This window comes from Ancylobacter mangrovi (genome assembly GCF_024752335.1).
Lineage (GTDB): Bacteria > Pseudomonadota > Alphaproteobacteria > Rhizobiales > Xanthobacteraceae > Ancylobacter > Ancylobacter mangrovi.
This window is the reverse complement of record NZ_JANTHY010000010.1, coordinates 237,016-251,121: the sequence shown is the minus strand read 5'-3', so window position 1 is coordinate 251,121 and position 14,106 is coordinate 237,016. Positions and strand designations below refer to the sequence as shown.

The window sequence follows — 14,106 nt, the reverse complement described above, 5'->3', positions numbered from 1 at the left end:
GCCAAGGTGCCACGGCTTTCTTAAGGTTTCGCCGTCTCCCCGTCATCACCGAGGCGACACCAGCCGACTCCGGGGCGAGACCCGGCGCACTGCGATGCGCTATGAAGACCCCGCATGACCCGAGCCCAGCCGATCGATTCCCCCGCCCTGTTTCCCCCGCGCGAGAGCGTGGTCGACGTGCTGCTGCCCGTCGCCGTGGGCTCCGCCTATTCCTACCGCGTGCCCGAGGGCATGGAGGTGGCGCCGGGCGATATCGTCGTGGTGCCGCTCGGCACGCGCCGCATGCTCGGCTGCGTCTGGCCGCGCATGGAAGGCGCGCGCACCGTCGATCCGGCCAAGCTGAAGCTCATCGACCGCAAATACGACGTCGCGCCGCTCCAGCCGGCCATGCTCGCCTTCATCCGCTGGATGGCGGACTACACCGTCACTCCGCCCGGCATGGTCCTGCGCCTCGCGCTGCGCCATGACGAGAGCGCCGGCATCGCGCGCGAGCGCACCGGCGTGCGGCTCACGTCGAACCGGCCGGAGCGCCAGACCCGGGCCCGCTCCAAGGTGATCGACGCGCTGTTCGACGGCTTCGTCCGCTCCAAGGCGGAGGCGGCGCGCGAGGCCGGCGTCTCGGCATCGGTGATCGACGGCCTGATCGACGACGGCGTGCTGGAGACCGTGGTGCTGCCGCCCGAGCCGGCGGCCGAGGTGCCCGACCCCGACCATTCCCGCCCCGCGCTCTCCCCGGCACAAAGCGCGGCGGCGGCCGAGCTCGTCGCCTCGGTGAAGGCGCGGCGCTTCGCCCCGACTCTGATCGACGGCGTCACCGGCTCGGGCAAGACCGAGACCTATTTCGAGGCGGTGGCCGAGGCGATCCGGCAGGGGCGGCAGACGCTGATCCTGATGCCAGAAATCGCCCTCACCCAGGCCTTCCTCGACCGCTTCGCCCGGCGCTTCGGCGTGCTGCCGGCCGAGTGGCACTCCGCCGTCGGCTCCAAGCGGCGCGGGCGCGTGTTCAGGGGCGTCGCGACCGGCGAGGTGAGCGTCGTGGCCGGCGCCCGCTCGGCCCTGTTCCTGCCGTTCCGCGAGCTCGGCCTCATCATCATCGACGAGGAGCACGACGGCGCCTACAAGCAGGATGACGGCGTCCACTACCATGCGCGCGACATGGCGGTGCTGCGCGCGTGGCTGGAGGAAGCCCCGATCGCGCTGGTCTCGGCGACGCCCTCGATCGAGACCGAAGTGAATGCCCGGCGCGGACGCTACGCCCGCCTGCATTTGCCTGAACGCTTCACCGGCACCCGCGTGCCGCGCCTCGAGCCGATCGACCTGCGCAGGGAAGGCCCGCCACGCGGCCAGTGGATCGCCCCGCGCCTCGCCCAGGAGATGGAGCGCACGCAGGAGGCGGGCGGGCAGAGCCTCCTGTTCCTCAACCGACGCGGCTACGCCCCGCTCACGCTGTGCCGGGCCTGCGGGCACCGCATACGCTGCCCCTCCTGCTCCTCCTGGCTGGTCGAGCACCGCTTCCGCCGCCGGCTCGAATGCCACCAGTGCGGCTACGCCATGCCGGTGCCGAACGAGTGCCCGAACTGCCACGAGCCGAACACGCTGATTCCCTGCGGCCCCGGCGTCGAGCGGCTGCACGAGGAGGTGCAGAAGCTAATGCCGAACGCGCGCATCCAGGTGCTGTCCTCCGACCTCGCCGGCGGAGTTGAGCGGCTGCGCGCCGAACTGAAGGCGATCGAGGACGGCGAGGTCGACGTGGTGGTCGGCACCCAGCTCGTCGCCAAGGGGCACAATTTCCCCGGCCTCGCGCTGGTCGGCGTCATCGACGCCGATGTCGGGCTCGGCCATGGCGACCCGCGCGCGGCCGAGCGTACCTTCCAGCTCCTGCACCAGGTCGCCGGCCGCGCCGGGCGCGCCAATGTGGAAGGACGCGCCTTCCTGCAGACCTACATGCCCGAGCACCCCGTGATGCAGGCGCTGGTGGCCGGTGATCGCGACGCCTTCTACGATCAGGAGATCGCGGTGCGCGAGGAGGCGCACCTGCCGCCCTTCGCCCGCTTCTGCGCGCTGATCGTCTCCGGCACCGAGGCCCCTGCCGCGCAGGCCCATGCGCGCGCGCTCGCCGCCTGCGCCCCGCTCACCGAGCAGGTGCGCGTGCTCGGCCCCGCCGAGGCCCCGCTCGCCCTCGTGCGCGGGCGCCACCGCTTCCGCCTGCTGGCCCGTTCCGAGCGCAATTTCGACCTGTCGAACTACGTCCGGGCGTGGATGGCGGAGGCCCCGAGGGTCCGGGGAAGCCTCAAGGTCGAGATCGACATCGACCCGCAAAGCTTCCTCTAGCCGGTCGCCTCGCCTCCCCATTGACGAGGCCGCGTCCGGCGCATAGCTTGCCGGCCATGATGATGACCACTCACGGGAACGAGCGCATCCGCGCGGGGCGGCGAATTCGTCGCCCGGCCGACCAGGTCGGCCGGGATCGTTGACGCACGCAGTCCTTTTTCCCTTTCGTCATCGGAATTTGCCATGTTCTCCGGCCCTCTCCGCCATCGCCTCGTCGTCGAGGCCGATGCGCATCCCAACCTGATGCTCCGCCTGCTGGAGCCCTTCGCCATCCACGACGTCCAGCCGACTCGCATCCGGCTCGACGGACCCGCGGACGGGCGGATCGATCCCGCCAATCTCGGCGACATGCGGGCCGAAATCGCCTTCGTGGCGCCGGCCGAACTCGCCGAGCGCCTGTGGGCGCGGATCGACGTGATGGTGCCGGTGCGCACCTCGCATCTGGTGTCCAGCGCCACGGCCGACGCCGCCGCCTGAGAACCGACCATGCTCGCGCAGCTCGGCGCCATCACCCTCATCGTGGCGCCGGTCTTCGGGCTGATCGGTCTCGGCTATCTGGCTTCGCTCAGCGGCCATCTGCGCGAGCGCGCGGCCGAAGGCCTGTCCGAATATGTGTTCGGCCTCGCCGTCCCGGTGCTGATCTTCAAGACGCTCGCCGGGGCGCGGCTGCCCGAGGAAGGCCAGCCCTGGGGCTACTGGATCGCCTATTTCACCGGCGCCTTCATCGTGTTCGCGCTCGGCATGCTGGCGGCGAAGCGCGTGTTCCACCGCGGCTACACGGAATCGGTGATCCACGGCTTCACCTCCGGCCAGGCCAACACCGTGTTCGTCGGCGTGCCGCTCATCCTCCAGGCCTACGGCCCGGAGGGGGCAGTGCCGCTATTCCTGCTCATCGCCGTGCACCTGCCGATCATGATGGTGGTGGCAACGGTGCTGACCGAGGGCGTCGCGGGCGGGCTCTCGGCGGCGGGGTTGAAGAAGCTCGTCCGCCTGCTGGCCTTCAACCCGATCCTCATCGGCATCTATGCCGGCGGCGTCGCCAAGCTGGTCGGCTTCGAGCCGAGCGGCGTACTGAAGCAGATCGCCGACATGCTCTCGGCCTCGGCGGTGCCCTGCGCGCTGGTCTCGCTCGGCCTCGCGCTGCACCGCTACCCGATCCGCGGCGACATCGGCCCGGCGCTGCTGATCACGCTGCTGAAGCTCGTCGTCCACCCCGCGCTGGTCTATGTGCTGACCCGCATGCTGCCCATGCCGCCGGTATGGGCGGACGTGGCGGTGGTGTTCGCGGCCATGCCGAGCGGCATCAACGCCTATCTGCTGGCGCAGCGCTACCGCGTCGGGGTCTCGGCCTCGGCCGGGGCGGTTTCGCTGTCGACCGCCGCCAGCCTGTTCACCATCACGCTCTGGCTGATGATCCTCGGCGTCCAATAGCCGGCAAAACCGCGCACTCGCCAGCTCAATCCGGCGGCACCCCCGCCATGCGCCGTACATCGCCGGGCGAGAGGCCGGCCTCGCGCAGCGCGCGCAGGCTCCGCGAGCCGATCGACTTGGAAAGCTTGCGCCCCTCGGCGTCCAGCAGCAGCCCGTGATGGGTGTAGAGCGGCTCGGGCAGCTCCAGCAGGCGCTGCAGCAGCCGGTGCACCGAGGTCGCCGCCTTCAGGTCCTCGCCGCGCACGACATGGGTCACGCCCTGCAGCGCGTCGTCGACCACGACCGCGAGATGATAGCTGGTCGGCACCTCCTTGCGGGCGATGACGACGTCGCCCCAGGCGAGCGGGGCGGCCGCCACCGGCGCCGCCTGCCCCGTCTCGTGCCAGGTGAGCGGGCCGGCGCGCGCGACCGCCCGTTCCATGTCGAGGCGCAGCGCGAAGGGCTCGCCCGCCGCCCGGCGCCGGTCGCGCTCGGCCGCGCTCATCGCGTCGCGCGCGAAGGGAAAGAGCGGCGCGCCGTCGGGATCGCGCGGCCAGCCGGGCCGGGCCTCGACCGCGCGGCGGATCTCGGCGCGGGTCTCGAAGCTCTCATAGACGAGGCCCATGGCGGCGAGCCGCTCCAGCGCCCGCGCATGGTCGTCCAGATGCTCGGACTGGCGGCGCACCGGCTGCTCCCAGTCGAGGCCGAGCCAGGCGAGATCCTCCAGGATCGCCGCCTCGAATTCCGGCCGGCAGCGGGAGGGATCGATGTCCTCGATGCGCAGGAGCAGCCGTCCGCCCTGCGCGCGCGCCATCGCGGCGTTGAGCAGCGCCGAGCGGGCATGGCCGAGATGCAGCAGCCCGTTCGGGCTCGGCGCGAAGCGGAAGATCGGGCGGACGTGATCGGTCATCGCCCGCCTGTGTACCTCAGTCGGGCGCGGCTCAGAACTGGCGCGAGACCATCATCATCTTGATCTCGGCGATCGCCTTCGCCGGATTCAGCCCCTTCGGGCACGCCTTGGCGCAGTTCATGATGGTGTGGCAGCGATAGAGCCGGAACGGGTCTTCCAGATCGTCGAGACGCTCGCCGGTCGCCTCGTCGCGGCTGTCGATCAGCCAGCGATAGGCCTGCAGCAGCGCGGCGGGGCCGAGATAGCGGTCGCCGTTCCACCAGTAGCTCGGGCAGGAGGTGGAGCAGCAGGCGCACAGGATACACTCGTAGAGGCCGTCGAGCTTCTCGCGGTCGCTGCGGGCCTGGCGCCATTCGCGCTCGGGCGCCGGCGTCTCGGTGTGCAGCCAGGGCTCGACCGAGGCGTGCTGGGCGTAGAACTGGGTCAGGTCCGGCACCAGGTCCTTCACCACCGGCATGTGCGGCAGCGGGTAGATGTTGACCGACTTGGCGGTCACGTCGTCCATGCTCTTCAGGCAGGCCAGCGTGTTGGTGCCGTCGATGTTCATGGCGCAGGAGCCGCAGATGCCCTCGCGGCAGGAGCGGCGGAAGGTCAGCGTCGGGTCGACCGTGTTCTTGATCCAGATGAGCCCGTCCAGCACCATCGGCCCGCAATCGTCGCGGTCGACATAGTAGGTGTCGACCGCCGGGTTCTTCCCGTCGTCCGGGTTCCAGCGATAGATCCGGTACTCGGTCAGCCGGTTGGCTCCGGCCGGCTTCGGCCACACCTTGCCCTCGGTGATCGTCGAATTCTTCGGCAGGGTAAGCTGGACCATGACAGGGCTCGTCCTCGGCAGAGGGTTCGGGGCAGGCTCGGGCCACCCGCGCCGGGGCGCGGGCGGGAAGGATCAGTACACGCGCTTGCGCGGCTCGATGTACTGGATGTCGTTCGACAGCGTGTAGGTGTGCACAGGGCGGTCGTCGAGCTTCACCGCGCGCTTGTCGAAGTCGACGAAGGCGAGCGTGTGCTTCATCCACTCGGCGTCATCGCGCTCGGGGTAGTCCTCGCGGGCATGTGCGCCGCGGCTCTCGGTGCGGGCCGCCGCGCTTTCCATCGTCACCGAGGCCAGCGCGATCAGGTTGTCGTATTCCAGCGTCTCGATGAGGTCGGAATTCCACACCAGCGAGCGGTCGGTGACGTTGATGTCCTCCGTGCCGGCGAACACCTCGGCGATGAGCTTGCGGCCCTCTTCCAGCACCTCGCCGGTGCGGTAGACGGCGCAGTTGTTCTGCATCACCTTCTGCATGCGCAGGCGCAGGTCGGCGGTCGGCGAGGAGCCGTCCGCGTTGCGGAAATGGTCGAGGCGCGACAGGGCGAGCTCGGCGGAGTTGGAGGGCAGCTCGGCCTGCTTCTCGTTCGGGGTCAGCAGCTCGGCGCAGCGCAGCGCCGCCGCGCGCCCGAACACGACGAGGTCGGTCAGCGAGTTCGAGCCGAGCCGGTTGGCGCCGTGGATGGACACGCAGGCGCATTCGCCCACCGCCATCAGGCCGGGCACCACATGGTCGGGATTGCCGTCCTTCTTGGTCACGACCTCGCCGTGGAAGTTGGTCGGGATGCCGCCCATGTTGTAGTGGACCGTCGGCAGGACCGGGATCGGCTCCTTGGTCACGTCGACGCCCGAGAAGATGCGCGCGCTCTCGGAGATGCCGGGCAGGCGCTCGTGCAGCACCGCCGGGTCGAGATGGTCGAGGTGCAGGTAGATGTGGTCCTTGTTCTTGCCGACGCCCCTGCCCTCGCGGATCTCCATGGTCATGGAGCGGGAGACGACGTCGCGCGAGGCAAGGTCCTTGGCCGAGGGGGCGTAGCGCTCCATGAAGCGCTCGCCCTCGGAATTGGTGAGATAGCCGCCCTCGCCGCGCGCGCCCTCGGTGATGAGGCAGCCCGCGCCGTAGATGCCGGTCGGGTGGAACTGCACGAACTCCATGTCCTGCAGCGGCAGGCCGGCGCGCAGCACCATGGCGTTGCCGTCGCCCGTGCAGGTATGGGCCGAGGTGGCGGAGAAATAGGCGCGGCCATAGCCGCCGGTGGCGAGGATCACCATCTGCGCGCGGAAGCGGTGGATGGTGCCGTCGTCCATCTTCAGGGCGACGATGCCGCGGCAGCGCCCGTCCTCGTCCATGATCAGGTCGAGGGCGAAATACTCGATGAAGAACTCGGCCGAGTGCTTCAGCGCCGCCCCGTAGAGCGTGTGCAGGATGGCGTGGCCGGTGCGGTCGGCGGCGGCGCAGGTGCGCTGCGCGGTCCCCTTGCCGTAATCGGTGGTCATGCCGCCGAAGGGTCGCTGGTAGATCTTGCCTTCCTCGGTGCGCGAGAAGGGCACGCCCCAGTGCTCGAGCTCGTAGACCGCGTCGGGGGCGTGGCGCACGAGATATTCGATGGCGTCCTGGTCGCCCAGCCAGTCCGACCCCTTGACGGTGTCGTACATGTGGAAGCGCCAGTCGTCCTTGCTCATATTGCCGAGGGAGGCGGCGATGCCGCCCTGCGCGGCGACCGTGTGCGAGCGGGTCGGGAACACCTTGGTGACGCAGGCGGTGCGCAGGCCCGCCTCCGAGCAGCCGACCACGGCGCGGAGCCCGGCGCCGCCGGCGCCCACCACGACGACGTCATAGGTGTGATCGATGATCGGGTAGGCCGCCCCGTTCACGCCCGGGCCGGCATGGCCGGCGCCGTTGGAAGCGCCATTGGCGGAGGTCGTCTCGGCCATAGGTCTCTCAGCCTCCGAAGCTGATCTTGAGGATGGCGAACACCCCCGCGCAGCCAACCGCGATCGAGAAGAAGGTGTTGCCGAGCAGGGAGAGGATCTTCAGACCCTCGGAATGGACATAGTCCTCGATCACCACCTGCATGCCGATGCGCATATGCATGGTGATCGAGACCAGCAGCAGCAGCATGACGATGGCGACGAACGGGTTGCCGAGCGCGGCCCGCACGCCCGCCTGGTCCTGCCCGGCGACGTAGACGAAGACCGGCAGCGCGATCAGCACCAGGATGAGATTGGCGGCCGCGGTCACGCGCTGGAGCCAGAAATGGCCCGTGCCCGAACGCGCCGAGCCGAGGCCGGAAATGGTGCGGCGCGGCGTGCGCATGGAGGAACCGGAAGTGGTGCTCATCGCTCAGCCCTTCATCAGCCAGATGCCGATCCACAGCAGCACCGTCAGCCCGATCGACCCGCCGATCGTCGCCTTGGCGAGCAGCTCGCGCGATTCCGGCCCGAAACCGTGGCCGAAATCCCAGACGAAGTGCCGGATGCCGCCGAGGGCATGGTGGATCAGGGCCCAGCTATAGCCGACCATCACTAGGATGCCGAGCCAGCTTCCATAAAGCCCGTTCACGAAAGCGAAGCTGTCGGGCGAGCTCGCCGCCGCCACCAGCCAGATCACGAGAAGCAGCGTACCGAAATACAGCGCGACGCCGGTGATGCGATGCACGATCGACATCATCATCGTCAGCATCGGGCGGTAAATCTGCAGGTGCGGGGAAAGAGGCCGCTGGGCCGCTCCTGACATATCGGTGTCCCCAGATCACTCAGGAATGTGTTTTTGTGCGTAGCGGAAACGATTGCAGTTCGCAATCATTCCAAAGGCGATTTCTATCGTCTCCTGCGGTGCCGCGCAGCGCGGTTGCATCGCAGCGCCGGCACACTAGCCGATGGCCGTGCCGATTCGAACCATCCCGGCGCGGAAAGCTTCGTTACGCCCGGAACGCCGTGGTATCACTTGCTGACGGGTCGTTAACCATCTTTGCCTTTTAATTGACGGAAAGTCGCTGTCTGTACGGGGCTCCCGCGAAACCCCGCCATGTCGAGGTTGCGTAGCGTATGCAATTCGCGAAACCCTGGTTCCTGCTCGGCGCATTCTTGCTCGGCCTGTGTGTCGCGGCCTCGGGCGCGCATGCCCAGAGCCGCGGCGAGGACAGCGAGCGCACCATCACCTCCGGCGGCATGCGCCGCGAGTTCATCCTGCATGTGCCGAGCAACGCCCCGCCCGGCCCCAAGCCGCTGGTGATCGCCCTGCACGGCGCCTGGCAGCCGGCCGGCGTGATGCAGCGCTATCTCGACCTCGACAAGATCGCCGACCGCGAGGGCTTCGTCGTCGCCTATCCCAAGGGCCTGAACCTGCTGTGGAACGACGGGCGCGCCACGGTCGCCGGCATCATGCCGATCATCTACCCGCGCGACGACGGGCGCTTCGTGCTCGACGTGCTCCACACGCTGGAGAAGGAAGGGCTCGCCGACCCTTCGCATGCCTATCTGATGGGCTTCTCCAATGGCGCCTTCCTTACCGCCTATGTCGCCTGCCGCTACGCCAACAGCTTTGCCGCCTTCGCCACCATGATGATGACGGTGCCGGTGGGCTACGCCGAATCCTGCAAGCCCGCGCGCCCGGTACCGATCCTTATGATGAACGGCACCTATGACCCGATCGTGCCGATGTTCGGCCGCCCGACGCCCGGCGCGCGGCTGATGTCGGCGACCGACAGCGCGAATCTGTTCGCCCGCCTCGATAGCTGCGCGCCGCCGGTCGAGACCCGCGCGCCGCATGCCCGCATCCTGCGCTGGGAGCAGTGCACGCCCGGCTCGGCGGTGGCGCTGTACGAGATCGCCGGCGGCCACCAGCCGCCCTCGCAGTCGACCGACGCCATGGATGCGCTGGCGGCGATCGTGCTCGGGCCGCGACGATCCGGGCTCGATGCGCCGCAGGAGATCTGGAACTTCTTCAAGCGCTTCGACAACCCGACGGTGACGCCGCCGCAGACCGACGCGCCCCTCATCGCGCAGACCCCGTCCGGCACGGTTGCCGCGCCCGCCGCCCTCGCCGCTCCCGTCGCGGCGACCGTGGCGGCGCCCGAGCCCATTGCGCCCCAGCCCGTGGTCGCGGCGAGGGGCGCGGCGCCGATCCTGAGCGCGCCGACCTCCTACGCCACCGCCTGGCAGGGCATCGCCCCGGCATCGGGGGCGGACGCCGCCGCCGGCGTCGCCGCGCCCGTTCCGCTGCCGACCGGCGCGCCGGCCTCCGCCGTGCGGGTCGCCGCGGCGCCGGTTCCGGCCGGGTCGGAGCTCCACAAGCCGATGGTCCCCGGCGCGCCCATGCCGCTGCAGGCGAGCTTCCGTCCCACGGGCGGAACGACGCTCGCCTCCTCCTTCGCCGAGCCGGCGCAGGTGCCGCTGCCGCCGCCCTCCCCGCTGCGCCGCATGTCCGCCAGCGCCCAGTAAGGCCCGGCAATATCGAACGATCGGGCGGCCGGTCATGGTTTTGCCGCGAGCCGCCGCTTTATATCGTCCCCGCCTGCGTCCACGGGCCCGAATCGGGGTCGGGACACGTGCGGGTTGACGGTGAGGGCCGCAGAAGCCATCGTCCGGGCCGCCCGCGCGAGCGGGTAGCTCCACACCATCGAATCAGCCGTCCGCCACGGCGGACGCGCAATGTCGAAAATGAAGGCGTCCGGCCGCGGGCAGACGGCCGGTAAAAGGACGCCAGGGGGAAAGGCTGTTGGAGAGCAGGCGCGGATCAGGCAGCACGCGGCGGGGTCGTCTCACCGCGTTCGACCTCGGCGACGAGCCCCCGCTCGGCGTCGACGGCGATGCCGAGCAGCCGATCAACCGCCGGCGCATCTCCATCCGCTGGCTGATGGCCACGCTCCTCACCGGCATCTGCGGCGCGGCGCTGATGGGCGGCGCCGTCTATGCCGCGCTCGACGGCGAATACCGCTTCGCCCAGAGCCCGGAGACGGTGCGCTCGGCCCTGCGCGGGGCGCTCGCGGCGGGCGAACGCCCGTCCAACATCGCCCGCAAGGGCGACCGCATGTCGATCCTCTCGGAGAGCTTCAGCGCCAAGCAGACGCTGCGCCTGTCCTCGGTGACGATGGACGGCGACCGCGAGATCATCAAGGTCCGCGCCGTCACCAAGGTCGAATCGAACCTCGCCCAGTCTATCACCGCCGCCTCGGCGGACGTACCGCCCTTCAACCCCGCCAAGCTCATCGTCGATTCGTCCGACGACGACGGCGAGGCCCCGCAGGCCGAGCCCACCGGCGACATGACGCTGGTGATGCGGGACATCACCAGCCTTCCCCCCAGCACCAAGTTCGCGGCCGAGCTGCCGATCGAGGACGTGCTGATGAAGGTGCGCGAGACCGCCGAGTTCAGCATGCCGACGGTCGACGCCGACGCCCCGGTCGCCTCCGGCTTCGGCGGCGCGCTGAGCTTCGCGCCATCGGGCGGGCGCGATCCGCTCACCGCCGCCTCGCGGCCGGGGAACATCAGCACGATCAGCAAGTCCGACGACGACGCCACCGGCGGCAACGACTGGGACGAGCGCACCGTGGTCGCCAAGAAGGGCGACACGATCATCTCGCTGCTGACGGCGCTCGGCGTGCCGGAAGTGTCCGCCAAGGCCGCCGCCGACGCCTTCACCGACCGCGCGCTGCGCGCCGCGCCGCTGGCCGAGGGCACCCGGCTCAACGTGCTGATGGAGACCCGCGGCGAGATTACCACGCCGCTGCGCGTCGCCGCCTTCGACGACAGCGGGACCAAGGGCACGGTCGCCCTCTCCGACCGGGGAACCTTCCTGCCGGTGCAGGAACCGGCGGACGTGCAGTTCGCCGATGTCGACCCGACCACGCCCGATGACGGCGATGACGACGGCACCAGCGGCCGCGGCATCACGCTCTATGACAGCCTCTGGGAGACGGCGCTGCGTCACGACGTGCCGCGCCCGGTGATCGAGAGCCTGATCCGCGTCTATTCCTTCGACGTCGACTACCAGCGCCGCGTCCGGCCGGGCGATTCCTTCGAGGTGCTGTACGAGCCGGACGAGAGCGGCGGCGCCAACGGCGTCATCTTCGCCAGCCTGACCACCGGCGGCGAGGACCACCGCTTCTACCGCTACCAGACGCCCGATGACGGCGTCGTCGACTTCTATGACGAGACCGGCAAGAGCGCGAAGAAGTTCCTGCTGCGCAAGCCGCTGGGCGGCGGCGTGCTGCGCTCGCCCTTCGGCATGCGGCGCCACCCGATCCTCGGCTACAGCCGCCTGCACACAGGCGTCGACTGGGCCGACCGGACCGGCACGCCGATCTACGCCGCCGGCAACGGCACCGTCACCAAGGCTGCCTGGACCTCCGGCTATGGCCGGCGCATCGAGATCCAGCACGCCAACGGCTACATGACCACCTATTCCCACCAGTCCCGCTTCGCCAAGGGCATCCATGCCGGCGTGCGCGTGCGGCAGGGACAGGTGATCGGCTATATCGGCTCGACCGGCCTCTCCACCGGCTCGCACCTGCACTATGAGGTGCTGGTGAACGGGCGCTTCGTCGACCCGATGCGCGTGCGCCTGCCGCGCGGCCGGGCGCTGGACGGCAAGATCCTCGTCGAGTTCGAGAAGGAGCGCCAGCGCATCGACGACCTGATCGACCACAACTCGATGTCCAAGGTCGCGTCCGGCGCCGGCGCCTCCGACGGCACCAACTGACCGGCGGCGGGGCGATGCCGATGCTGGACGGCCCGCGTCTCGCCCCCGCCTCCGGCGGCCCCGCCGACGCGCTGGTGGTGCTGCTGCACGGCTACGGCGCCGACGGGCGCGACCTGATCGAGCTCGGCGAACTCTGGGCCTCGTTCCTGCCCGGTGCCGCCTTCGTCGCGCCCCATGCGCCCGAGCCCTGCGCCGTGGCGCCGGTGGGGCGGCAATGGTTCGGCTATGTCGAGCGCGACGACCGCGAGCGCTGGATCGGCGTGCAGGGCGCGCATCCCGCGCTCGACGCCTTCCTCGATGCCGAGCTCGCCCGGCTCGGCCTTGTCGATTCGCGCCTGGCGCTGGTCGGCTTCAGCCAGGGCACGATGATGGCGCTGCACACGGGCCTGCGCCGTGCCGCCGCACCTGCCGGCATCGTCGGCTTCTCCGGCATCCACGTGGTCCCGGGCGAGCGCGAGTTCGAGGCCTTCGACGCCGCCATCACCAGCCGGCCGCCGGTTCTGCTGATCCATGGCGACCGCGACGAGGTGATTCCCCCGCAGGCGCTTCCGCGCGCCATGGAAAGCCTCGAATCACGCGGGATCGCGGTGCGCGGGCATCTGTCGAACGGGCTCGGCCACGGAATCGACCAGACCGGCCTGCTGCTGGCGGGCAATTTCCTCAACGAGATCCTTGCCCCGCCTCGCTGAGCGCGGCCGCGCGCCGCCACATCGATACAGCCGCTTCACAAGACTGACACGCTACATATAGAGTATCGGCGTGCGTCGCGCGGCGCCCGTCGCCGGGCAGGCGCTCCAATCAGGGAGCGAGTGTTGACGGCGACTTTGTCTCCGGGTGCCTGGCCTGCCCTCGTCCTCAACGCCGATTACCGGCCGTTGAGCTACTACCCCCTGTCGGTGTGGTCCTGGCAGGATGCGGTCAAGGCGGTGTTCCTCGATCGCGTGAACATCGTCGAGTACTACGAGCGGCAGGTCTCGAGCGCGAGCTTCCAGATGCGGCTGCCCAGCGTGGTGTCGCTGAAGACCTTCATCCGCCCCGCGCGCCAGCCGGCCTTCACCCGCTTCAACGTGTTCCTGCGTGACCGCTTCTCCTGCCAGTACTGCGAATCGCGCGACGACCTGACCTTCGATCACGTCATCCCGCGCTCGCGCGGCGGGCAGACCACCTGGGAGAACGTGGTCGCCGCCTGCTCGCCCTGCAATCTGCGCAAGGGCGGCATGATGCCGGACGAAGCGCGGATGGTGCCGCGCCAGCGCCCGTTCCAGCCGACCGTGTTCGACCTGCACCAGAACGGCCGGCATTTCCCGCCCAACTACCTGCACGACAGCTGGGTCGACTATCTCTACTGGGATACGGAGCTCGACCCGTAGGCCGCAGCGCCCCTCAGCGCACTGCCGCGCCGCGGAAGGCGACCAGCGTCAGCGCGGTGGCGATCACCGCGTTGTAGCCCGCGAGCGAGATGCCGGCGAGCCGCCACGGCGCCTCGTCGCAGCGCACCACGCGCGGCGCCTGCTGCAGGCTCTCCAGCATGTTGCCGGTCGAGATCGCCGGCCCCGAGCCGGTGCAGGAGGTCGGCCCGGCCCAGAAGTGCCATTCCACGCCCGCGTGGTAGATCGCGAGCGCCGCCGCGGTCGCCATCAGCGCCCCGGTCACCGCCAGCAGCACGCGGGCGAGCTTCGGATTGCCCGCCGCCGCGCTCAGGATCGCCAGCACCGCGAACGGCACCCCGGCATAATAGGGCACCCGCTGCTCGAGGCAGAGCGGGCACGGCGCGAGCCCGACCACGAGCTGGAAGTACCACGCCCCGGCCAGCGTTCCCGCCCCGGCCACGGCGACGATCAGCGCCGCGGCGATCTGGATGGAGCGCACCTTGGCGGCGGGGGTGTCGGAGAGAATGTCGGTCATGCCTGTGTTCCGTTGAAGCGGCCGTCTCGGCCGCTACCA

General features: G+C 70.0%; 13 protein-coding genes. 7 read left to right on the top strand and 6 right to left on the bottom strand.

What is annotated here, in order from left to right:
- Positions 1-114 precede the first annotated feature (114 nt).
- From NVS83_RS21250 to NVS83_RS21240, 3 genes are all read left to right on the top strand, one after another.
- A complete protein-coding gene (locus NVS83_RS21250; protein WP_258741151.1) occupies positions 115-2,331 on the top strand; it encodes a primosomal protein N' in 2,217 nt (738 codons plus the stop codon).
- Between the two features lie 183 nt (positions 2,332-2,514).
- A complete protein-coding gene (locus NVS83_RS21245; RefSeq protein ID WP_258733911.1) occupies positions 2,515-2,808 on the top strand; it encodes a hypothetical protein in 294 nt (97 codons plus the stop codon).
- 9 nt (positions 2,809-2,817) lie between these two features.
- A complete protein-coding gene (locus tag NVS83_RS21240; RefSeq protein WP_258741150.1) occupies positions 2,818-3,762 on the top strand; it encodes an AEC family transporter in 945 nt (314 codons plus the stop codon).
- A gap of 25 nt (positions 3,763-3,787) precedes the next feature.
- Here the strand turns inward: NVS83_RS21240 and gluQRS are convergent, their stop codons facing one another.
- The 5 genes from gluQRS to sdhC all read right to left on the bottom strand — a co-directional run bounded on the left by gluQRS (position 3,788) and on the right by sdhC (position 8,196).
- A complete protein-coding gene (gene gluQRS, locus NVS83_RS21235; protein ID WP_258741149.1) occupies positions 3,788-4,651 on the bottom strand; it encodes a tRNA glutamyl-Q(34) synthetase GluQRS in 864 nt (287 codons plus the stop codon).
- A 31-nt stretch (positions 4,652-4,682) separates the two neighbouring features.
- The gene (locus NVS83_RS21230; RefSeq protein ID WP_258741148.1) at positions 4,683-5,465 is read right to left on the bottom strand and encodes a succinate dehydrogenase iron-sulfur subunit; all 783 of its coding nucleotides are present in this window, start codon (positions 5,463-5,465) and stop codon (positions 4,683-4,685) included.
- 72 nt (positions 5,466-5,537) lie between these two features.
- Entirely contained in the window at positions 5,538-7,394 is a 1,857-nt protein-coding gene (gene sdhA / locus NVS83_RS21225) for a succinate dehydrogenase flavoprotein subunit (protein ID WP_258733915.1), read from the bottom strand.
- Between the two features lie 7 nt (positions 7,395-7,401).
- Positions 7,402-7,800 carry a succinate dehydrogenase, hydrophobic membrane anchor protein gene (sdhD, locus tag NVS83_RS21220; RefSeq protein ID WP_258741147.1) on the bottom strand — a complete coding sequence of 133 codons (399 nt, stop codon included), beginning with the start codon at positions 7,798-7,800 and terminating at the stop codon, positions 7,402-7,404.
- Positions 7,801-7,803: 3 nt separating this feature from the next.
- Positions 7,804-8,196, bottom strand: coding sequence for a succinate dehydrogenase, cytochrome b556 subunit (gene sdhC, locus NVS83_RS21215; protein ID WP_258733917.1), 393 nt, complete (start codon positions 8,194-8,196; stop codon positions 7,804-7,806).
- A 311-nt stretch (positions 8,197-8,507) separates the two neighbouring features.
- On the opposite strand from sdhC, the gene NVS83_RS21210 reads away from it, so the two are divergent.
- The 4 genes from NVS83_RS21210 (at position 8,508) to NVS83_RS21195 (ending at position 13,532) form a co-directional block, all read left to right on the top strand.
- A complete protein-coding gene (locus NVS83_RS21210; RefSeq protein ID WP_258741146.1) occupies positions 8,508-9,902 on the top strand; it encodes a CE1 family esterase in 1,395 nt (464 codons plus the stop codon).
- A gap of 277 nt (positions 9,903-10,179) precedes the next feature.
- On the top strand, positions 10,180-12,162 hold the full coding sequence (locus NVS83_RS21205) for a M23 family metallopeptidase (RefSeq protein ID WP_258741145.1): 1,983 nt from the start codon (positions 10,180-10,182) through the stop codon (positions 12,160-12,162).
- Positions 12,163-12,176: 14 nt separating this feature from the next.
- Positions 12,177-12,851 (top strand): alpha/beta hydrolase, encoded by a 675-nt coding sequence (locus tag NVS83_RS21200; protein ID WP_258741144.1) that lies wholly within the window; start codon positions 12,177-12,179, stop codon positions 12,849-12,851.
- A gap of 123 nt (positions 12,852-12,974) precedes the next feature.
- Positions 12,975-13,532 (top strand): HNH endonuclease, encoded by a 558-nt coding sequence (locus tag NVS83_RS21195; protein ID WP_258733920.1) that lies wholly within the window; start codon positions 12,975-12,977, stop codon positions 13,530-13,532.
- A gap of 13 nt (positions 13,533-13,545) precedes the next feature.
- On the opposite strand, the gene NVS83_RS21190 is transcribed toward NVS83_RS21195, so the two are convergent.
- The gene (locus tag NVS83_RS21190) at positions 13,546-14,067 is read right to left on the bottom strand and encodes a disulfide bond formation protein B (protein WP_258741143.1); all 522 of its coding nucleotides are present in this window, start codon (positions 14,065-14,067) and stop codon (positions 13,546-13,548) included.
- Positions 14,068-14,106: the final 39 nt, after the last annotated feature.